23 protein-coding genes are annotated in these 18,547 nt (G+C 71.6%); 16 read left to right on the top strand and 7 right to left on the bottom strand.

Annotated elements, in window-relative coordinates; genetic code table 11:
* Positions 1-21: 21 nt before the first annotated feature.
* The 3 genes from ADL22_RS10635 to ADL22_RS10625 form a co-directional block, all read right to left on the bottom strand.
* Positions 22-663, bottom strand: a complete 642-nt coding sequence (locus ADL22_RS10635; protein ID WP_066976187.1) for a carbonic anhydrase — start codon at positions 661-663, stop codon at positions 22-24.
* Positions 664-926: 263 nt separating this feature from the next.
* A complete protein-coding gene (locus ADL22_RS10630; protein ID WP_066976185.1) occupies positions 927-1,136 on the bottom strand; it encodes a hypothetical protein in 210 nt (69 codons plus the stop codon).
* Positions 1,137-1,343: 207 nt separating this feature from the next.
* On the bottom strand, positions 1,344-1,733 hold the full coding sequence (locus ADL22_RS10625) for a VOC family protein (RefSeq protein ID WP_066976182.1): 390 nt from the start codon (positions 1,731-1,733) through the stop codon (positions 1,344-1,346).
* A gap of 117 nt (positions 1,734-1,850) precedes the next feature.
* Between ADL22_RS10625 and ADL22_RS10620 the strand changes: the two genes are divergently transcribed.
* Entirely contained in the window at positions 1,851-2,627 is a 777-nt protein-coding gene (locus tag ADL22_RS10620; protein WP_066976179.1) for a TetR/AcrR family transcriptional regulator, read from the top strand.
* Between the two features lie 87 nt (positions 2,628-2,714).
* Here ADL22_RS10620 and ADL22_RS10615 read toward each other — a convergent pair whose 3' ends face one another.
* Positions 2,715-4,196, bottom strand: a complete 1,482-nt coding sequence (locus ADL22_RS10615) for a DHA2 family efflux MFS transporter permease subunit (RefSeq protein WP_234430633.1) — start codon at positions 4,194-4,196, stop codon at positions 2,715-2,717.
* 24 nt (positions 4,197-4,220) lie between these two features.
* Between ADL22_RS10615 and ADL22_RS10610 the strand changes: the two genes are divergently transcribed.
* Positions 4,221-4,736: a MerR family transcriptional regulator gene (locus ADL22_RS10610; RefSeq protein WP_079064009.1), complete on the top strand. Its 516-nt coding sequence runs from the start codon at positions 4,221-4,223 to the stop codon at positions 4,734-4,736.
* A 36-nt stretch (positions 4,737-4,772) separates the two neighbouring features.
* Here the strand turns inward: ADL22_RS10610 and ADL22_RS10605 are convergent, their stop codons facing one another.
* Positions 4,773-5,354, bottom strand: a complete 582-nt coding sequence (locus ADL22_RS10605; RefSeq protein ID WP_066976176.1) for a hemerythrin domain-containing protein — start codon at positions 5,352-5,354, stop codon at positions 4,773-4,775.
* 245 nt (positions 5,355-5,599) lie between these two features.
* Here ADL22_RS10605 and ADL22_RS10600 point away from each other — a divergent pair, with 245 nt between their 5' ends.
* The 9 genes from ADL22_RS10600 to ADL22_RS35225 all read left to right on the top strand — a co-directional run bounded on the left by ADL22_RS10600 (position 5,600) and on the right by ADL22_RS35225 (position 12,788).
* Positions 5,600-5,905 carry a 4a-hydroxytetrahydrobiopterin dehydratase gene (locus ADL22_RS10600; protein WP_107116269.1) on the top strand — a complete coding sequence of 102 codons (306 nt, stop codon included), beginning with the start codon at positions 5,600-5,602 and terminating at the stop codon, positions 5,903-5,905.
* 200 nt (positions 5,906-6,105) lie between these two features.
* Entirely contained in the window at positions 6,106-7,746 is a 1,641-nt protein-coding gene (locus ADL22_RS10595; RefSeq protein WP_066976174.1) for a hypothetical protein, read from the top strand.
* Positions 7,733-8,278: a hemerythrin domain-containing protein gene (locus tag ADL22_RS10590; RefSeq protein WP_066976171.1), complete on the top strand. Its 546-nt coding sequence runs from the start codon at positions 7,733-7,735 to the stop codon at positions 8,276-8,278. Before ADL22_RS10595 ends, ADL22_RS10590 begins: the two co-directional genes overlap by 14 nt.
* Positions 8,275-9,366, top strand: coding sequence for a hydrogenase expression protein HypE (locus ADL22_RS10585; RefSeq protein WP_066976169.1), 1,092 nt, complete (start codon positions 8,275-8,277; stop codon positions 9,364-9,366). The genes ADL22_RS10590 and ADL22_RS10585 overlap by 4 nt, the downstream gene beginning before the upstream one ends.
* Positions 9,367-9,386: 20 nt before the next feature.
* A complete protein-coding gene (locus ADL22_RS10580; protein ID WP_066976166.1) occupies positions 9,387-11,189 on the top strand; it encodes a nickel-dependent hydrogenase large subunit in 1,803 nt (600 codons plus the stop codon).
* Positions 11,182-11,733, top strand: coding sequence for a NifU family protein (locus ADL22_RS10575; protein ID WP_066976164.1), 552 nt, complete (start codon positions 11,182-11,184; stop codon positions 11,731-11,733). The genes ADL22_RS10580 and ADL22_RS10575 overlap by 8 nt, the downstream gene beginning before the upstream one ends.
* On the top strand, positions 11,730-12,335 hold the full coding sequence (locus ADL22_RS10570; protein ID WP_066976161.1) for a DUF5947 family protein: 606 nt from the start codon (positions 11,730-11,732) through the stop codon (positions 12,333-12,335). The genes ADL22_RS10575 and ADL22_RS10570 overlap by 4 nt, the downstream gene beginning before the upstream one ends.
* The gene (locus ADL22_RS10565; protein WP_066976158.1) at positions 12,332-12,538 is read left to right on the top strand and encodes a hypothetical protein; all 207 of its coding nucleotides are present in this window, start codon (positions 12,332-12,334) and stop codon (positions 12,536-12,538) included. The genes ADL22_RS10570 and ADL22_RS10565 overlap by 4 nt, the downstream gene beginning before the upstream one ends.
* Before the next feature lie 91 nt (positions 12,539-12,629).
* Positions 12,630-12,788 carry a hypothetical protein gene (locus tag ADL22_RS35225; protein WP_159048602.1) on the top strand — a complete coding sequence of 53 codons (159 nt, stop codon included), beginning with the start codon at positions 12,630-12,632 and terminating at the stop codon, positions 12,786-12,788.
* A 42-nt stretch (positions 12,789-12,830) separates the two neighbouring features.
* Here the strand turns inward: ADL22_RS35225 and ADL22_RS10560 are convergent, their stop codons facing one another.
* A complete protein-coding gene (locus ADL22_RS10560; RefSeq protein ID WP_066976156.1) occupies positions 12,831-13,355 on the bottom strand; it encodes an RrF2 family transcriptional regulator in 525 nt (174 codons plus the stop codon).
* 57 nt (positions 13,356-13,412) lie between these two features.
* Here ADL22_RS10560 and ADL22_RS10555 point away from each other — a divergent pair, with 57 nt between their 5' ends.
* The 4 genes from ADL22_RS10555 to ADL22_RS10540 all read left to right on the top strand — a co-directional run bounded on the left by ADL22_RS10555 (position 13,413) and on the right by ADL22_RS10540 (position 17,256).
* Positions 13,413-14,855: an MFS transporter gene (locus tag ADL22_RS10555; RefSeq protein ID WP_234430632.1), complete on the top strand. Its 1,443-nt coding sequence runs from the start codon at positions 13,413-13,415 to the stop codon at positions 14,853-14,855.
* An 88-nt stretch (positions 14,856-14,943) separates the two neighbouring features.
* The gene (locus ADL22_RS10550) at positions 14,944-15,684 is read left to right on the top strand and encodes a DUF6333 family protein (RefSeq protein ID WP_066976153.1); all 741 of its coding nucleotides are present in this window, start codon (positions 14,944-14,946) and stop codon (positions 15,682-15,684) included.
* Positions 15,685-15,820: 136 nt separating this feature from the next.
* Complete coding sequence (locus ADL22_RS10545; protein WP_066976151.1) at positions 15,821-16,399, top strand: TetR/AcrR family transcriptional regulator; 579 nt, start codon at positions 15,821-15,823, stop codon at positions 16,397-16,399.
* The gene (locus tag ADL22_RS10540) at positions 16,399-17,256 is read left to right on the top strand and encodes an MBL fold metallo-hydrolase (RefSeq protein WP_066976147.1); all 858 of its coding nucleotides are present in this window, start codon (positions 16,399-16,401) and stop codon (positions 17,254-17,256) included. The genes ADL22_RS10545 and ADL22_RS10540 overlap by 1 nt, the downstream gene beginning before the upstream one ends.
* On the opposite strand, the gene ADL22_RS10535 is transcribed toward ADL22_RS10540, so the two are convergent.
* Positions 17,229-17,621: a hypothetical protein gene (locus tag ADL22_RS10535; protein ID WP_066976144.1), complete on the bottom strand. Its 393-nt coding sequence runs from the start codon at positions 17,619-17,621 to the stop codon at positions 17,229-17,231. The genes ADL22_RS10540 and ADL22_RS10535 overlap by 28 nt on opposite strands.
* Before the next feature lie 283 nt (positions 17,622-17,904).
* Here ADL22_RS10535 and ADL22_RS10530 point away from each other — a divergent pair, with 283 nt between their 5' ends.
* Positions 17,905-18,396 carry an SRPBCC family protein gene (locus tag ADL22_RS10530; protein ID WP_066976140.1) on the top strand — a complete coding sequence of 164 codons (492 nt, stop codon included), beginning with the start codon at positions 17,905-17,907 and terminating at the stop codon, positions 18,394-18,396.
* Positions 18,397-18,547 lie beyond the last annotated feature (151 nt).

Raw genomic sequence — 18,547 nt, 5'->3', positions numbered from 1 at the left:
CGGGCGAGGAAGTCCCGCCGCTCAGGCGGACAACGCGACCGGAACGTCCAGCCCCCGGGCGGCGACGACCTGGGCGGTGCCATCGGCCAGTCGGTAGCACAGCCCCACCACGGCGGCCTGGCCCGCCTCGACCCGCTCGGCCAGGATCCGGGAGCGGTCCAGCAGCAGGTCGACGGTGTTGCGCACGTGCTCGGCGAGGATCTCCTCCGGCTTCTCGTAGCCGGCGGCCCGGGCGGCGAGGACGCTGGGCGTGACCCGTTCGACGACATCGCGGATGTAGCCGGCCGGCGTCGTCCCGTCCTCCAGCGCGGCGCGGGCCGCACCGACCGCGCCGCACGAGTCGTGCCCCAGCACCACGACCAGCGGGCAGTCCAGCACGGCGGCCCCGTACTCGATGCTGCCCAGCACCTCGTTGCCCGTCACGTGGCCGGCGGTACGGACCACGAAGAGATCGCCCAGGCCCCGGTCGAAGATGATCTCGGCGGCCAGGCGCGAGTCGGAGCAGCCGAACAGCACGGCGAACGGGCGCTGCGCCGGCGCGGTCGCGGCGCGCCGCGCGGCGTCCTGGTTGGGGTGCGCGGGCTCACCGGTGACAAAGCGCTGGTTGCCAGCCATCAGCAGCTCAAAGGCTTCCTGGGGCGTTGCAGTCTGAACGTCGGTCATGGCCGCACCTTACGTCCCCACGGCGGCGTTCGTCTGCTGAGCCTGCCCGCCATGCCCGACCTGTCCGGAACGCGAAGCGGCAGCGTGACGGACGCAACCACCCCCCTCCCCGCACAACGACATCGGCCCCCAGGACCGGGGGCGAACCCACGTCCTGAAGGCCGACGTCACACAGGCACCCGACGCGCTACCCCATACCCCGCAGCGGGGACCGGCCCCGCAGCGGGGACCGGGCGGCCGAGCGCCGTGCCGAACCCGCGGGCTCAGCCGCCGAGCGGGCCGAGCGGGATGTCCGAGACGGTGATGCTGAGGGACTTGATGGAGCCGCCCGTCAGGACAGGCACCCCGTTCGGGCCCGGGGTGAACTTGGCGGTCAGGCCCTCCAAGGAGCCGCTGACGGAGAGACCGCCCGCGACGTTGTCGAGGTCGTCGTCGGCTATCTCGCGGGTCTCAATGCCGGAGGTGTTGCTCATGCTGATGAGCGTCCTTTTTCTCGTCGTGGATCGCAGCGCATGCCGTGCTGGAGCAGGAATCCCTTGAACGATTCCCGCCACGCGCCAGACTGCCCGCTCGGGTGCGGCCCGGTGAATCAAACGCCGCACCCTTCACGCGCCGTACACACCAGGTTTGTAAACGGAAGGCGCCAATACCCTTGTATGAGGCGCCAGTTGGCGATGCCCTCAGGCGCCGGCCGGGGCGTTCCAGTCGACCAGCTGCACGATGACGCCGTTGGGATCGCGGACCTGGAAGGCGCGCTCGCCCCACTCCTCCTCGGTCAGCGGCATCGTGATCTCGACGCCTTCGGAGCGCAGGCGCGCGAGTTCGCCCTCGAGGTCGTCCACGACGAAGGCGAGGATCAGGCCGGCGGCGTGCACCTCGCGCTGGTCGGCCGGTAGTGTCTCCAGTCCGCGCCGCAGGAAGATGACGTTCATGCCCGCGTCGTCGCGGGTCAGGGACGCGAAGCCCTCGGCGGCCATCTCCTCGCGGAATCCGAAGTGCTGGACGAGAAAGCCGCTGGACGCCGGGACGTCCTCCACGTTGAGCGACACGGCACTCGAAGTGATCTTCACGAAGGCTCCTCCAGAAGGGGTGCCGGCGGCGGGCGGTCGGCGCGCGGCCGGCGCAGCATTACTCTGTACGACGTACGTTGTACCACGTACAGAGATCGAATGCGAGAGGATGGCCCGGTGTCCACTGAACGAACCAGCTCGGGCGACCCGGCCCGCACCCTCCAGCTGCTGTGGCGCGGTTCCCTCTCCCCGGCCGACCCCCGCCGAGGACCGCGCCGCGGGCTGAGCATCGACGCGGTGGTCGACGCCGCCACCGCCATCGCCGACGCCGAGGGCCTGGACGCGCTGACCATGCGCCGGGTGGCCAAGGAACTCGGCGTCGTACCGATGACCCTCTACACCTACGTGCCAGGCAAGGCCGAACTCCTCGACCTGATGCTCGACGCCGCCTACGCCCGCATGCCCCGCACCGACACCTCAGGGCAGCCCTGGCGCCAACGCGTCACCGCGATCGCCGAGGAGAACAAGTCCCTCTTCGCCCGCCACCCATGGGCCGCCGGCGTCTCCACCACCCGGCCCCCGCTCGGCCCCGGCCAGATGGCCAAGTACGAACACGAACTCTCCGCACTCGACGGCCTGGGCCTCACCGATGTGGAGATGGACGACTGCCTGGCCCATCTCCTCACCTTCGTCCAGGCAACCGCCCGCGCCGCCGCCGACGCCCGCGCCGCCCAGCAGGACAGCGCCATGAACGACCAGGAGTGGTGGGAGGCGAACGCCCCGCTCCTCTCCCGCGTCCTCGACGAGGCGGTCTACCCCACCGCCGTCCGGGTCGGCGCGGCCGCCGGCGCCGCCCACGGCAGCGCCTACGACCCCGACCACGCCTACGCCTTCGGCCTGCAACGCGTCCTCGACGCCTTCGCCGCGCTGGTCGAGCGGGGGAGAGGCGGGTAGGCGCCGATCCGGTCGCCCCCGGCGGGCCCGCCCGAGGCCCGTTGCCCGCCGGGTGGGCGCCGAACCGTACCGCCGCGGTGTCCCGGCTCACCGGCGTTCGAGCGCTCCGGCCCGTTGCGCCGGACCGCGGTCCACCTCGTCGAACAGCGCGGCGGCGCGGGCTGCCGTGCGCATCGCCCGGCGTCCGGTGCTGACCAGACCGAGAACGACGATGGCGAGGCCCAGGACGAGCACCAACCACCACACACCGCGCGCGGCCGCCACGAACGCCGTTCCGCCGCCGGCCAGGGCGGGCCCCGCGATCGTTCCCGAAACGGCGACGCCCAGCGTGGTGCCGGTCTGCCGGCCGGCGGACGTCAGCGAGGTCGCCACACCGGCCATCGAACGGGGCATGCCGGAGACCGCGGTGTTGGTCAGGGGCGGGTTGACGGTGCTCATGAAGACGCCGAACAGCAGGTAGACCGCCAGCACGGCCGGCAGCGGGGTGGCCGCTCCGATCCCCAGCGACGCGGCGCCGCCCAGGGCCAGCGCGGCCCCGGCGACGGTCAGCGGCAGCCGGGGGCCGCGCGCGCCGACCAGCCGGCCGGCCACCGGGGCGAGGACCACCACCAGCGCGCCGAGCGGCAGCAGGCACAGCCCGGTCGCCAGCGCGGACAGGCCGCGCACCTCCTGGAGGTACTGCGTGGTGACGAACAGGAACGCGCCGAACCCGCACAGCGCGAACACCGCCATCGCGGCCGCCGAGCTGAAGGGCACACTGCGGAACAGGCGCAGTTCGAGCAGCGGGTCGGCCCGGCGCGGTTCGTAGGCGAGGAGCCCGGCGACGCTCAGCACGGCGGCGGCGAGCAGGCACCAGATGACCGGCGAGGCCCAGCCCAGCCGCTGGGACTCGATGATCGCGAAGACGGCACCGCCGAGGAACACCATCATCAGCAGCTGGCCCACCGGGTCGAACCGGCGCGCCCGGGGCGCGCGGGACTCGGGCACGAACAGCGCGGTGCCGACGAGCGCGACGGCCACGATCGGTACGTTGATCCAGAAGATGGCGTGCCAGCCGACGCCGTCGACCAGGGCGCCGCCGAGGATCGGCCCCAGGGCCAGGGCCAGTCCGGAGACGGAGCTGAAGACGCCGATGGCCCGGGCCCGTTCGGCCGGTGCGGGGAACGTCGTCGCGACGATCGCCATCGCCACCGGGTTGAGCATCGTGCCGCCGAGGGCCTGGACCGCGCGCGCCGCGATCAGCCAGTCGATACCGGGCGCCAGGGCGCACAGCAGCGACCCGAACCCGAAGGCGGCCAGGCCGAGTTGGAAGATCCGGCGGCGGCCGAACCGATCGGCGGCCGATCCGGCGAGGACCAGGAAAGCGGCCAGGACCAGGGTGTACGCGTCGACCGTCCACTGCAGGCCGGAGAGGGAGGCGTGCAGATCGCGGCGGATCGCGGGCAGTGCCACGTTGACGATGGAGATGTCCATCACCACCACGATCATGCTGGCGCAGCAGACGGCGAGCACCAGGAGCCGGCGGCGGGGTGAGAGGTCGGGCAGGGGGACAGGCATGGGTTCGGACATGCCGGTGACGCTAGGATTTCGACCGTGCTCGAAGTCAACCAACAGCCGCCCGAGGCCGCCGCCGAGCGTGACCCCGAGCCCGCCGCCCAGCCCCGGTCGAAGCCCCGCGGGGAGCCGATCCCCGACTGCGGGCTGACCATCGCGGAGGCCGCCCGCCGCTCCCGGGTCAGCGTCCACACCCTGCGCTACTACGAACGCGCCGGGCTCACCGTCAGCCCCGTCGACCGCACGCACAGCGGCCGGCGCCGCTACCACGCGCTGGACCTGGAGTGGATCCGCATCTGCACCCGGCTGCGCGCCACCGGCATGCCCATCAAGGACATCCGCCGCTACGCCCAACTCGTCGCCGCGGGCCGGGGCAACGAGAAAGAGCGGCTGGCCCTGCTGGAATCGCACCGTGACCACGTCCTGGCCGGGATCGCCGAACTCCAGGAGAGCCTCCGGCTCATCCAGCGCAAGGTCGACATCTACCGCGACCGCCTCGCCGCCGGCGACGCCGACCAGCTGTGGGCACCCCACCGCCCCACCGACACCCCCTGACCGGCGACGCCGGAGGGCCTCGGCGGCCGGGGGCCCTCAGTGCCCGAGCGCCATGCGGACGACCTCGCGGGTGCGGTCGGCGATCGCGGCGAACGGGCCGAGGAGCAGATTCCCGGCGGCGGATTCGGTGCCCGGATGGGGCCGCGTAGGGGCCACCATCTCCGCGGCGCGCAGTGCCTTGGACATGTACTGGAGCCGCGCCGCGTCGGCCATCGACCGGACCAGGGGGAACTCCTCGGCCTCCTCCGCCTCCGCGTGCGCGAGAACGGCCGCGCGGAGTTCGCGGAATTTCGGCTCGAACTCCTCGCTGTCGCAGCGTTCGTCCTCCAGCTCGCGCAGTGCGCGTTTGGCCGCTTCTTCCTCCCGCAGCCGGTCGGCGACGGTTTGATCGCCTTTTTTCTCGCCGGCCTTGCGCACATACGGGTGGACGATCTCCTCCTCGGCGGTTTCGTGCACCGCGAGCAGGTGGACGAAGCGCCGGAATGCCTTCTCGCGGGCCTTTCCCGTTTCCTCCAGCACCGCGTCCATACGCCGCCGGATCTCGCGGTGCTGCATCTCCAGCAGGATCACGACATCGTTGCTGTCAGGGTCCTGTCCGACCGTGGTGTGCACCGTCACGGGAACCTCCCTTCCGGTCGGCGGCGGGGGAGTCCATCGCGTTCCGGAACAGTGTCCCGCGCACGGCCCGCTTTGTCGCCGCCGGCCGCTGCGCCGAGCGCTGTGTTGCCTGGGCGAGGGATCCGCATCACAGTATGAAGGGGCAGAGCGATAACCAATGAAGGGGCAGAGCGATAACCGCCCATAAACACGGATGAACCCAGCGAGCACGGATAAACGCAGCAGCCGACCGGTTGGAGGCCACCGTGACCAGAGTTCTGGACGACGCCGAGGTCGACGAGCGGATGTCGGGCGCGGAGATGACGGGATGGCGGCGCGAGGGAAATGTGCTGCGCCGAACGGTTGAGGCGCACGATTTCCCCACGGCGATCCGGATCCTTGAGAAGATCGTGGCCGAGACCCAGAAGCTGAATCGCCGCCCCGATATCGATGTGCGCGGTGCGGTGGTGCACTTCACGCTCCACGCCCGCGACGGCCTCACCGACGACGACGTCGAATTGGCGCACCGGATCGAAATCGCGGCCGGGTCGTTCGTACGCGGCCACGCCTGACCGCGACCGGCAGCCCTTTCCCGTTCCCCGCGTTCACCCGCACACAGTCCCGTTTCCCCCTGACCGCGGGCCGCCACCACCCGACCGGCGGTATTCCGTGCGCTGCGGAAGGCGCCGTGGTGGAAGGGATGTGAGCCTGGTGGCGATGCGTGGACGACCCGTGGGTGGTCGTCGGTCGTCGCAGGAGGCGAGGCGAGGCGATGGACGGCGGTCGGAGCGGGACGGTGCCGGTGGCGTTGGACCCCGACGCGTACCAGGCGGGCCAGGACGCGTACCAGGCGGGCGCGGACGCGTTCCAGCGGCTGCGCGCCGTCGCCGACGCCGTGCTGTACGAGGGCTACCTCCTCTACCCCTACCGCCGGTCCTCGCCCAAGAACCGCGTGCGCTGGCAGTTCGGCGTCCTCGCGCCGCGCGAGTGGGCCGAACGCGACGGTCCGGTGGCCGAGGGCATCTCGGGCTCCGTGGACGCCTGGTACCAGCAGACGGAGTGCCTGGTGCGTGCCTCGGCGACGGCCCGGCTGCGGCTGACGGTGCGTTATCTGCACCAGCAGCACAAGCAGGTGGAGCGGCGGCTGCCCGACGGCCGCCATCAGCCGGTCGAGTCGCTGGAGGTCGGCGACGCCGTCCACCTCACCTTTGACGAGGCGGTGCCCCGCGAAACGGACATCGCGCTGCCGCTGGCCCACCTGCTCGATGGGCCCCACCGGGTGGACGTGGGCTCTCCCGCCGGCCAGGACATCGAGCCGCTGGCCGGGGGCGCCTGTCGGGTCGTGCGCCGACGCGACCGTATCCACGCGGTAACGACCATCCAGGCGGAGCGGATCGGCGACGATACCGGGCGGGTCCCCGGAGACGCCGAGCGCGTGGTTGAGGACGCGGGCCAGGGCCGGGCCGACACCGCCCTCTACCGCCTCCGGATCCGCACCGAGAACACCGGGCCGTCGCCCGGCCCGGACACCCCCCGCGCCGACGCGCTCCGGCACGCGCTCATCGCCACGCACACCCTCGTCACCGGGGACGGCGTCGCGTTCCTGTCCCTGATCGACCCGCCGCCGGGCTGCGAGCGGTTCGCCCGTGACTGCCGGAACGTCCACACGTTCCCCGTGCTGGGTGGCGAGCCGGGGCGCGGCGACGCGCTGCTGTCGTCCCCGATCATCCTCCCGGACCACCCCCAGGTGGCCCCCGAGAGCCCCGGCGATCTGCACGACGCGGCGGAGATCGACGAGATCCTCAGCCTGCGCACACTGCTCCTCACCGATGAGGAGAAGCGCGAGGCGCGGGCCACCGATCAGCGGGCCGCGGACATCCTGGACCGGGTCGAGGCCATGCCGCCGGAGATGTTCGCCCGCCTGCACGGCGCGATCCGCTCGCTGGCCCCCGTCCGCACGGCCCCGGCCCCCGCCCCAGGCACCCCGATCCCGGGCAGTCCGACCCCAGACAGCTGTCCCGCCCCAGGCACCCCCGCGCCGCACACCCCGGAGTCGTACGACGCCTTCGGCTCCCGCACCCCCTGGTGGCAGGAAGGCGGCGACGACGGACTGTCCCCCACGACGGACAGCGTGCCGGTCGACGGCGTACCGGTGGCGGCCGGCAGCCGGGTGCGGCTGCGGCCGGCCGGGCGGGGGGCCGACGCGCAGGACATGTTCCTGGCCGGCCGCACCGCCCGGGTGGCGGCCGTCTTCCACGACGTGGACGGCAGCGTGCACCTCGCCGTCACCCTGGACGACGACCCCGCCGCCGAACTCGACGCCTGGTACGGCCGCTACCGCTACTTCCGCCCGCACGAACTCCAGCCCCTGACCGCCGCCACCGACGAGGACAGACGCCATGGACGCCCTTGAGGTCCTGACCCACGACCATCGCATGGTCGAGCAGCTGTTCCGCGATTACCACTCCGCCGCCTCCGACACCCAGCGGCGGGCCGTCGTGGAACTGCTCGTCCGCGAACTGTCCAAGCACGCCGCCCTGGAAGAGCTGCTGGTCTACCCGCTGGCGCGGAAGGTCCTCCCGGACGGCGACGAGGAGGTGGACGAGCACCTCGGCGAGCACATGGCGGTCAAGACCACGCTGCTCGCCCTGGACAAGCTGTCCGAGGGCGACGCCCGCACCGACGGACTCGTCGCGGAACTGCGCCGCGATGTCACCGAGCATGTGCGGGAGGAAGAGGAGGAGTTCATGCCGCGGGTGCGCGCGGCCGTGTCCCAGGAGGATCTGGACGAACTCGGGCAGATCATTACACAGGCCAAGCAGAGCGCCCCGACCCGGCCCCATCCGCACGCCCCGGACCACCCACCGGCGCTCACCCTCGCCGGCCCGCTGGCCGCCGCGTACGACCGCTTGCGAGACCGACTGGACAGGAGGCCGAGGACATGACCATACAGAGCGGCACCACCACCGACGACAGCCGGGAACCCGCCAAGGCGGAGCAGCGCGACGGCTTCGACGAGATCCACATCCTCTGGATCTCCGAGGGGATGAGCTGCGACGGCGACACCGTCTCGCTCACCGCCGCCGGCCAGCCGTCGATCGAGGACGTCGTCCTCGGCCTGGTGCCCGGCCTGCCCAAGGTGCACCTCTACAACAAGGTGCTCTCGCCCACCATGGGCGGGGAGGACTTCCTGGCCCCCTTCCGGGCGGCGGCGCGCGGCGACCTCGCGCCGTTCATCCTGGTGATCGAGGGGTCGATCCCCAACCAGAACATCATCGCGGGGGAGGGCTTCTGGACGTCCTTCGGCAACGACCCGGAGACCGGCCAGCCCCTCACCCTCAACTGGTGGATCGACCAACTCGCCCCCAGGGCATGGGCGATCGTCGCCGCGGGCACCTGCGCGGCGTACGGCGGCATCCACGCCATGGCGGGCAACCCCACCGGCTCCATGGGCCTGTCGGACTACCTCGGCTGGGACTTCAAGACCCAGGGCGCGCTCCCCGTCGTCAACGTCCCCGGCTGCCCGATCCAGCCGGAGAACTTCATGGAGACGCTGGTGTGGGTGCTCTACCACGCGGCCGGCGCCGCGCCGCCGCCTCCGCTGGACCATATGCTGCGCCCGCAGTGGCTGTTCGGGAAGACCGTGCACGAGGGCTGCGACCGGGCCGCGTACTACGAGCAGGCGGACTTCGCCAAGGACTACAACGCCCCCAAGTGCCAGGTGAAGGTGGGGTGTTGGGGCCCGGTCGTCAACTGCAACGTCCCCAAGCGGGGCTGGATGGCCGGGATCGGCGGCTGCCCGAACGTCGGCGGTATCTGCATCGGCTGCACCATGCCCGGCTTCCCCGACGCCTTCATGCCGTTCATGGACGAGCCCACCGGCGGCGCGCTCTCCTCGCTGCTCATCAAGCCGTACGGCGCGTTCATCCGCCGGCTGCGCGGCATCACCAGCATCGCCGTCAACCGCGAAGCCAAGTGGCACCACAACGAACCGGCGCTGACCAGCGGATACGACCCGTACTGGCGCCCCTGAAACAAGGAGCAGGAACGGACATGACACAGACCGCGGACCGGGCCGGATCCGGCGAGCGCGACCCCGCGCAGCTCGTGGAGATGTCCTGGGACCCGATCACCCGGATCATCGGCAACCTGGGCATCTACACGAAGATCGACTTCGCCAACCGCGAAGTGGTCGAGTGCCACAGCACCTCGTCGCTGTTCCGCGGCTACTCGGTGTTCATGAAGGGCAAGGACCCGCGCGACGCCGGCTTCATCACCTCGCGCATCTGCGGCATCTGCGGCGACAACCACACCACCTGCTCCAACTACGCCCAGCAGATGGCCTACGGCATCAAGCCCCCCATGCTCGCCGAGCACATCGTCAACCTCGGCGAAGCGGCCGAGTACATGTTCGACCACACCATTTTCCAGGACAACATGGTCTTCGTGGACTTCTGCGAGGCCATGGTCAAGGCCACCAACCCGGGCGTCCTGGCCCGGGCCGAACGCACCCCAGCGCCTCGCGGTGACATCCACGGCTACCGGACGATCGCCGACATCATGCGGGCGTTCAACCCGTTCGAGGGCGCCATGTACAAGGAAGCCCTCAAGGCCAGCCGCCTGACCCGCGAGATGTTCTGCAAGATGGAGGGCCGCCACGTCCACCCGTCGACCATGTACCCCGGCGGCGTGGGCACCATCGCGACACCCTCCACCTTCACCGACTACCTCTCGCGGCTGATGAACGTCCTGGACTTCATCAAGAAGTCCGTCGCCATGAACGACGACGTCTTCGACTTCTTCTACGAGGCGCTGCCCGGCTACGAGGAGGTCGGCCGCCGCCGCATCCTGCTCGGCTGCTGGGGCGCGTTCCAGAACGCCGAGGTCTGCGACTACCGGTACGCGTCGATGAACGAGTGGGGCAAGGCGATGTTCGTCACCCCGGGCATCATCGTCGACGGCGAACTGGTCACCAACAAGCTGGTCGACATCAACCTCGGCATGCGGATCCTGCTCGGCAGCTCCTTCTACGAGGACTGGGTGAACGAGGACCCGTTCGTCACCCACGACCCGCTCGGCAACCCCGTCGACATGCGCCACCCGTGGAACCAGACCACCGTTCCGGTCCCGCAGAAGCGCGAGTTCGACGGCAAGTACAGCTGGGTGATGAGCCCGCGGTGGTACCACAAGGAGACCGACCGGCACCTGGCCCTGGACACCGGGGGAGGGCCGCTGGCCCGCCTGTGGTCCACGGCCCTCAACGGCCTGGTCGACACGCCGTACGTCAAGGCCACCGGGCACAGCGTCCGCATCACCCTGCCCAAGAGCGAGCAGCTGCCGGAGACCACGCTGGAGTGGAAGATCCCGCAGTGGAGCAACACCATCGAACGCGACCGCGCCCGCCCCTACTTCGTCGCCTACGCGGCCGCGATGGCGCTGGAGTTCGTGGAGAAGGCGATGGCCCTGGTCCGGGCCGGCGAGCTGAAGGTCTTCGAGAACTTCGAGGTCCCCGACGAGGCGATCGGCTGCGGCTTCCACGAAGCCGTCCGCGGCGTCCTCTCCCACCACCTGGTGATCAAGGACAAGAAGATCGCCAACTACCACCCCTACCCGCCCACCCCCTGGAACGCCAGCCCCCGCGACAGCTACGGCAACCCCGGCCCCTACGAGGACGCCGTACAGGGCCAGCCGATCTTCGAGGAGAACGGCCCCGACGACTTCAAGGGCGTCGACATCATGCGCACCGTCCGCAGCTTCGACCCGTGCCTGCCCTGCGGCGTCCACATGTACCTCGGCAAGGGCACCACCCGCACCACCGTCCACTCGCCGATCTACGGGGCCGGCGGCCATGGCTGACCCGGCCCGGCTCGACGACACCGCGGTGGGCGGCCGGCTCACCCGGATCAACGAGCTGCTGGAACGCCTGGAGGCCGCGCCCGGACCGACCGTCCAGGACGCGCTGGCGGCGGTGCGGTCGCTGACCGAGGTCTACGGCGAGGCGCTGGCCCGCGTCCTGGACCGCGCGGATCCCGCGCTGGCGCGCGAGCTGGCGGACGACGAGCTCGTCGGCCACCTGATGGTGCTGCACGGCGTCCACCCGGAGCCGGTGGCGACCCGCGTGGCCCGGGCCGTCCGACGCTTGCGGGACCAGCTGCGCGAACGCGGCGCCGACCTCGAACTGGCCGGTATCGACGGCCAGTTGGCCCGGGTCCGGCTGACGGCCAAGGGGTGCGGCGCGGGCACCGACGGTGTCCTGGACGCCGTCCGCGAGACGATCCTCGCGGTGGCCCCCGAACTCGACGGTGTGGAGCTGGAACCCGCCGCCGGCCAGGCACCCGCCGCGTTCGTCCCGCTGGAAACGGTGACCCGCCGGCCCGCCCAGCCCCAGGGGGCGCCATGACCACCGGCACCCCCCTGGCCCGGCTGATCCGCTCGGCGGCGGCCGGCAGCCGCGCGGCGGCCGAGGAACGCTGCGACCTGTGCGCCGCCGCCGTCCCCGACGACCACCGCCACCTCTACGACGGCGAACGGGACGAGGTGCTGTGCGCCTGCCGGGCCTGCGCGCTGCTGTTCGTCCGCGGCGAGGCCAGCGACCGGCACTACCGCCTGATCCCGCAGCGCCGGATCCGGCTCCCCCCACTCGACACCGAACCGCTGGGCGTCCCCGTCGGCCTGGCCTTCTTCGTCCCCCGGAGCGACGGCACGGTCGTCGCCCACTACCCGAGCCCCGCGGGCCCGGCGCAGTGGGAGGTGGACGCCGCCGCCTGGCAGCGGGTCGCCACCGCGTGCCCCGAGCTGGCGACGGTGGCACCCGACACCGAGGCACTCCTGGTCAACACCGCACGCGCGATGCGGCACCACTGGATCGTGCCGATCGACGACTGCTTCCGCCTGGTCGCCGTGGTGCGACGGGAGTGGCGGGGCCTGTCGGGCGGGGCGCGGGTATGGCCCGCAGTCGAGGAGTTCTTCGCCGGCCTCACGACCGCAAGGAGCACACCATGAGCACCATCAGAGTCGGAAAACCGCAGGTGAAACCGGACACGCCCACCCATGTCCGCGGCCTCCACCAGGGCAACAAGGGCCCCTACGGGCACCAGGCCGGACACCACAAGGACGGCACCGCCGACGCGCGCCGTTCGACGGGCATCCACTGGAAGAAGCACAACGCGATCATGAAGATCATGCCGAACATCCCGCCGGGATGAGCACCGGCGAGCAGCGGTGCGAAGCGACGACGGGGCGAGGAGCGATGAACAGACATGACGGCGTGCGGCGAGGAGCGATGAGGAGCGACACATGGCACGGCTGACGGCCCGACGCGTGGTGACCGCGGAGGTGGTGCTCCTCGCGGGCGCGGCGCTCGCCCTGCTGATCCGGGAGATGCCCGGCCTGGTGCGCGAGGTCCGCATCTGGCGGATGGCCGCGTTTCCCTCGGGGGCCCGGCACCCTCGGTGAGGGACGGGCCGGCTCCGGCACTCGGCGCGGCCCCGGCCCCGGTCAGCGACTCGCGCGACTGGCCGGGCCGCCGGGGCCGGCCGGGCTGCCTGGGCCGGCTGCCTGGGCCGCGAGTTCGGTATTGCGTTCGCGGATGCCCGGCGGCAGGCGGTCGACCAGATCAGCGAGGGTCACCGCGCGCAGACTCGCCCGCCAGGCTTCGTCGGCCCGCGCCATCACCGCGTGCACCGCACAGGGCCGGCGGCACTGCTCCGGGGCCAGCGCGCCCGAACCCCGCTGCCTGATCTCCTGGCAGACGAACGGCGACTGCGCACCCTCCACGGCCTCCACCACATCCAGGACCGTGATCTCCTCCGCCGAACGGGCAAGCCGGTAGCCCCCTTTGGGCCCGGTGACGGCCTGGAGGATGCCCGCCCGGGCCATCGCCTGGAGGTGCTTGCCGAGGTACGTCTCGGGCAGCCCGTAATGCCCGGCGAGCCCCTCCTTGCGGACCGACCGCCCGGCGGGCGCCAGCGCCAGCAGCGTGGCGCAGTGCACCCCCCACTCCACCCCTTGCGAAAGCTTCATGGCGCCTACTATAGCTATTACGGACATCGAAAGGTTCTAATATCTGGGAGGCAGTCGATGACGACCCGCCCCCGCACCCCGACCGGCATATCCGCCGCCGATCCGGGGCCGCGACCCGGCAGGCTCATGCTGCCCGTGCTGCTGTCCGCGTGGTTCCTGGCCCAGTTCGACTTCTTCGTGGTGAACGTGGCCGCGCCGTCCATCCGGCACGACCTGCGCACCGGCCCGGCCGCACTCGAAATGGCCGTGGGCGGCTACGCGTTCGCCTACGCGGCCGGCATGATCACCGGCGGCCGCCTGGGCGATCGGTTCGGCTACCGGCGGACGTTCACCGGCGGTGTGCTGGCGTTCACCCTCGCCTCGCTGCTGTGCGGAGCCGCGACCGGCCCGGTCACGCTCACCTGCGCACGGCTGCTCCAGGGACTGGCCGGTGCCGTCATGGTGCCGCAGGTCCTGGCGCTGATCACCGCCGCCTACCCGCCGGCCACCCGGCCCCGCGCCCTGGGCTGGTACGGGGCCGCCGGCGGGCTCGGCTCGATCGCCGGCCAGGTGCTCGGCGGACTGCTGCTCCAGGCCGATGTCCTCGGCCTCGGCTGGCGCGTGATCTTCCTGGTGAACGTCCCCATCGGGCTGCTCGCCGCCTGGCTGGCGGTGCGGGCCCTGCCGCCCCTCGGGGCCGGCCGCCCGCCCGGGCAGGACCCGCTGGGAGCGCTCGGCCTCGCCGCCACCCTCGCCCTGGTACTGGTCCCGCTGACGCTGGGACGCGGCCAGGGCTGGCCCGCCTGGGCCTGGGCCGGTCTGCTGGGCAGCGTCCCGCTCGCCGTCCTGGTCGGCTGGTGGCAGCGCCACCTAAGCGCGCGCGGCGGGTCGCCGGTGCTGGAAACGGCCCTCTTCCGCTCCCGCTCCTACGTTGCCGGAATCGTCGCGGTCACCGCGTTCATGGCCTACTTCGCCTCGTTCATGTTCACCCTGGCGCTGCTGCTCCAGGACGGCCTGGGAATGGGCGCGCTGCGCGCCGGGACGGTGTTCGCGCCGATGGGCGTCTCGTTCTCCGCGACGGCCTTGCTCGGCCCCCGGCTCATAGCCCGCTACGGTCCGCGGACCACGGTGTTCGGCGGTGCGACGACCGGCCTCGGCCTGGCCCTCCTCGCCCTGTGCCTGCACGCCGCCGGCCCGCGCACCGGACCTGCCTGGATCGTGCTCGCCCTGACCCTGGTGGGACTGGGCAACGGCCTGGTCCTGCCGCGCCTGCTCGGCATCTCGCTGGTCGACGTGCGCCCCGACCAGGCGGGTATCGGCGGAGCGGTGCTCACCACGGCCCAGCAGTTCGCCGGCGCCGCCGGAGTCGCCGTCCTCGGCACGGTCTTCTTCGCCCTGGCCGGCCCGTCCGCCGACCTCCCCGGCGCGATGGCGACCACCACCCTGATCGACCTCCTCCTGATCACCGCCGTGACCCTCATGCTCCTCCCTCTCACCCGACCGACGCGTCCGAGGTCATGACCTGACGCCCCATCAACTACGTGCCCGTTGGCCCGGCGTCGGGGCCGACCGGCCACGCACTGTCAGCGCCCCTCGCTACGGTGCCGTCATGAACGAGATCTCTTTCTGGAGTTGCCCGCCCGACAAGCCCGTCCGCGGTTCGGTTTCCGACGAGTACCACATCACCCTCCTCGACCCGCCGCTGCCCGGGAGCACGACCCCGTTGCCGTCGCACGACCCCGGGCGGGCGCGGGCGTTCGCCGAGGCGTTCCCGACTGTCGACGCCGTACTGGAGGAACTCCCTCCCCGGTCCGCGTCCGACACGCTCGCGGTGGACATCCGCTCCGACCTCGACCTGATCGCGATCGGCTGCTGGGGCCACGTGACCTGGATATCCGATCCGGCCCTGGCCGCGTACGACGCCGGTATGACGCCGGTCCTGGACGAGGTCACCGCCCTCCACGAGCGCTACCCCCGCGCCCTGATCGTGGGCTCCGCCGCGCCCGACTTCGGCGAGACGCACACCGAGGACGTGATCCGCCTTCCCGATGGCCGGACACTCTTCGCCTCCGGCTTCCCCGCGTACGAGGACCCGTGGCACGTCGAAGGCGACCCGGAGGCCATCCTCGAGGCGCTGGGCATCGACCAGGCCGACCTGACCGAGCAGGACCGCGAAGACCTCCGCCTGGGCGAAGAACCCCACCTCACGAACTGGGGGATGCTCGGCGGACTGGTCCTGGAGCACTGCGGCCGCGGATTCCGGAGCGGACTTGAGATGTCTGTCTTCCGCGTCCGCCACACCGAGCACTACACCGCGGCGATGGAGGAGATGTGGACGTGGGCGCCGTAGCGCGGCGCTGACGTGTGGGTCCTCGCCCAAGTCGTTGCGGATCGAAGGGGCGGGGGCTCACCCATGCCCACTCCCGCCCCGCGCTCCTGGAAAAATAACTAGACCGGTCGTCATAGTTAGCGGTAGCGTTCCCGTCATGGCTCGTCGAACCGACAGCCGGCGGCGGATGCTGGAGTCCGCCGCCGAGCTCTTCCATGCGCAGGGTTACCACGCCACCGGCCTCAATCAGGTGGTCACCGCCAGCGGGGCCCCAAAGGGTTCGCTGTACTTCCACTTCCCGGGCGGAAAGGAGCAACTGGCCGCTGAGGCACTGAAGTTGTCGGGCGGTCAGCTACGCGAGGCGCTGGAACACGTCCTCGCCGAGGCCCCGGACGCGGCCGGCGCCATCGGCGCGGTCGTGGATCTGCTGAGCGGCCTGCTGGCCGACTCCGGCTTCCAGCGCGGCTGCCCGCTGGCGGCCGTCACCCTGGACGCCGCGGCCGACAGCGAACCGATCCGGCACGCCTGTGCCGAAGGCTACGACTCCTGGCGCGAGTTGATCGCCGGTTTCCTCACCGAGCAGGGACTGGCCGCGGACCGGGCGGAGACCCTGGCGACCGTCGTCCTCGCCTCCCTCGAGGGCGGTCTGCTGCTGGCCAAGGCACGCCACGACACCGCCCCGCTGCGCGCGGTCGCCGAACACCTCAAGGCCGCGATCACGAAGGAGCTTGCCTGATGCGCGTCCACCACCTCAACGCCGGGACCTTGCGGCCGCTCGGCGGCCGGCTCATCGACGGCGAGCCGGGACTGCTCCGGCGCGCCACGATGGTCTGCCACTGCCTGCTGCTGGAAACGGACGCGGGCCTGGTCCTCGTCGAGACCGGAATCGGCGCGCAGGCGGCGCACCGGCCGGACGAGTGGCTCGGCCGGCGGTTCCTGCGCCTCACCAACCCGGACCTCGACGCCGACCGGTCGGCGGTGCGGCAGATCGCCCGCCTGGGGTTCGACCCGAACGACGTCCGGCACGTCGTACTCACCCATCTCGATCTCGACCACGCCGGCGGACTGGCGGACTTCCCCCAGGCGACCGTCCACGTCTACGCCGAAGAACTCCGCGCGGCCCAACGCCCCCGTTCCCTGCGGGAACACAAGCGGTACCGCGCGGCGCACTTCGCCCACGGGCCCAAGTGGGCCTCCTACGAGGGCCTCGGCGAGCCGTGGCGGGGCTTCGACGCCGTACGGGAACTCAAGGGCCTGCCGCCGGAGATCCTCCTCATTCCGCTCGCGGGCCACACCCGGGGCCATGCCGGCGTCGCCGTCGACACGGGAGACGGCTGGCTCCTGCACGCCGGCGACGCCTACTTCCACCCCGGCGAACTCGATCCGGACCGGCCGCACTGCCCGCCCGCCCTCGCCCTGTTCGAGTCGCTGGTGCAGACCGAGAAGCACGCCAGGCTGCACAACCAGCAACGCCTGCGCGAACTGGCCCGCCACCAGGGCGACCAGGTCCGCATACTGTCCGCGCACAACGCCGCCGAATACCGGCAGTACGCGACCGGCCGGGCTCAGGCGAGGAGGCCGGTGCGGGCATAGGCCCACGTCTCCGCCGGGTCGAAGGCGTCGGAGCGCCAGGTGGTGGAGGCCAGCGCCCCCCTTCCCCGATACGCGCGCATGATGTCGACGTGCGGCGCCCAGGCGATGAACCGGTGCAGGGCGGCCTCATCGCGCCAGACGGCCACGGAGCCGCAGCGGCGGGCGAGGGGTTGCGCCCACAGCCACATTCCATACGCCCCTTCCAGCTCCTGCCAGCCGTGCGCGAGCCGCCGCGCCGCGCGGTAAATGCCGGGCAGAGCCCAGACGTTGTCGGGCTTGAAGTCGGTGACGCTGACGAGGACGGGGCCGTCCCGGCCGTGGTCCGGGCCGGGCGTCCAGGGCGACCTCAACAATTTCGTACGCATGCGCTTACGATCTGCTTGAGGGTACGTTTTGTCAACGCCGATGCTGCCGCGGGGAAGCGGAGGCGCACGGCTCTGGACGGAAGCTCGCGTGCTGACCTGGGGGACTGGCTTCCTGATGCCGGCCGCCTTCGGCTGCCGGAGAATTTCCATGCCTGGTGTGGGCAGCGCCTGCGGGCGTCGCGTTCCGGGCTGGACAAGAAGCCGCGCGGCCCGGCCTCTGCACCGTTCGCGGGCGCGCAGGCACTCGCTGATCCGGAGAGCGTACGGACTGGAGGGCATTGCCATGGACGGGAACGCGTTCGTCTACACCGTCTACATCGAGACCACGCCGGAGAAGCTCTGGCAGGGCCTGACCGACCCGGCCTTCACCCGGCGCTACTGGGGCGCCGAATTCACTACGGATTGGGCGGTCGGATCGGCGATGACCTGGGAGGAGAGGGGTGCGAAGGTCGCCGACCCGGCGCAGATCGTGCTGGAATCCGAGCCGTGCCGGCGGCTGTCCTACCCATGGCACACCTTCACGCGCGAATGGGCCAAGGCGGTGGGGGTGGATGAGGGGACCCGTGCCGAGATCGCCGCTGAGCGGCGGTCGAAGGTCGCGTTCGAGATCGAAGCCCTGGGGGAGGTGGTCAGGTTGACCGTCGTCCATGACGGCTTCGAACCAGGCAGCACGGTGCGCGAGATGATCCGGCACGGCTGGCCTGCCATCGTCTCCAGCCTCAAGACGCTGCTGGAGACCGGCCAGGCGCTTCCGGAGGCGGAGCCCGCTGGCTAAGCGTGACTGAGGGGGCGAGGGCCCTGCCGGTGGTGCGGGGGCACCGCTGGGCGGCTACCTCTGAGCCGGGTGGGTGCGGAGGGGGGCGGGTGCGGGTGCGGCGGGGGGGTTGGGGAAGGGCAAGGGGGTGGTTGACTTTTTGCCCCGTTTT

The sequence above is a fragment of the Streptomyces sp. NRRL F-4489 genome (assembly GCF_001509485.1).
Taxonomy (GTDB): domain Bacteria; phylum Actinomycetota; class Actinomycetes; order Streptomycetales; family Streptomycetaceae; genus Streptomyces.
This window is presented reverse-complemented; position numbering and strand designations above follow the sequence as displayed.

Coding starts and splice junctions, on each gene's coding strand:
- ADL22_RS10630 (WP_066976185.1), bottom strand. CDS start 1,136: ATGAGCAACACCTCCGGCATTGAGACCCGCGAGATAGCCGACGACGAC.
- ADL22_RS10535 (WP_066976144.1), bottom strand. CDS start 17,621: ATGCGTACGAAATTGTTGAGGTCGCCCTGGACGCCCGGCCCGGACCAC.
- ADL22_RS10595 (WP_066976174.1), top strand. CDS start 6,106: ATGGACGGCGGTCGGAGCGGGACGGTGCCGGTGGCGTTGGACCCCGAC.
- ADL22_RS10635 (WP_066976187.1), bottom strand. CDS start 663: ATGACCGACGTTCAGACTGCAACGCCCCAGGAAGCCTTTGAGCTGCTG.
- ADL22_RS10580 (WP_066976166.1), top strand. CDS start 9,387: ATGACACAGACCGCGGACCGGGCCGGATCCGGCGAGCGCGACCCCGCG.
- ADL22_RS10550 (WP_066976153.1), top strand. CDS start 14,944: ATGAACGAGATCTCTTTCTGGAGTTGCCCGCCCGACAAGCCCGTCCGC.
- ADL22_RS10530 (WP_066976140.1), top strand. CDS start 17,905: ATGGACGGGAACGCGTTCGTCTACACCGTCTACATCGAGACCACGCCG.
- ADL22_RS10560 (WP_066976156.1), bottom strand. CDS start 13,355: ATGAAGCTTTCGCAAGGGGTGGAGTGGGGGGTGCACTGCGCCACGCTG.
- ADL22_RS10565 (WP_066976158.1), top strand. CDS start 12,332: ATGAGCACCATCAGAGTCGGAAAACCGCAGGTGAAACCGGACACGCCC.
- ADL22_RS10540 (WP_066976147.1), top strand. CDS start 16,399: ATGCGCGTCCACCACCTCAACGCCGGGACCTTGCGGCCGCTCGGCGGC.
- ADL22_RS10575 (WP_066976164.1), top strand. CDS start 11,182: ATGGCTGACCCGGCCCGGCTCGACGACACCGCGGTGGGCGGCCGGCTC.
- ADL22_RS10585 (WP_066976169.1), top strand. CDS start 8,275: ATGACCATACAGAGCGGCACCACCACCGACGACAGCCGGGAACCCGCC.
- ADL22_RS10615 (WP_234430633.1), bottom strand. CDS start 4,196: ATGTCCGAACCCATGCCTGTCCCCCTGCCCGACCTCTCACCCCGCCGC.
- ADL22_RS10545 (WP_066976151.1), top strand. CDS start 15,821: ATGGCTCGTCGAACCGACAGCCGGCGGCGGATGCTGGAGTCCGCCGCC.
- ADL22_RS10590 (WP_066976171.1), top strand. CDS start 7,733: ATGGACGCCCTTGAGGTCCTGACCCACGACCATCGCATGGTCGAGCAG.
- ADL22_RS35225 (WP_159048602.1), top strand. CDS start 12,630: ATGGCACGGCTGACGGCCCGACGCGTGGTGACCGCGGAGGTGGTGCTC.
- ADL22_RS10570 (WP_066976161.1), top strand. CDS start 11,730: ATGACCACCGGCACCCCCCTGGCCCGGCTGATCCGCTCGGCGGCGGCC.
- ADL22_RS10555 (WP_234430632.1), top strand. CDS start 13,413: ATGACGACCCGCCCCCGCACCCCGACCGGCATATCCGCCGCCGATCCG.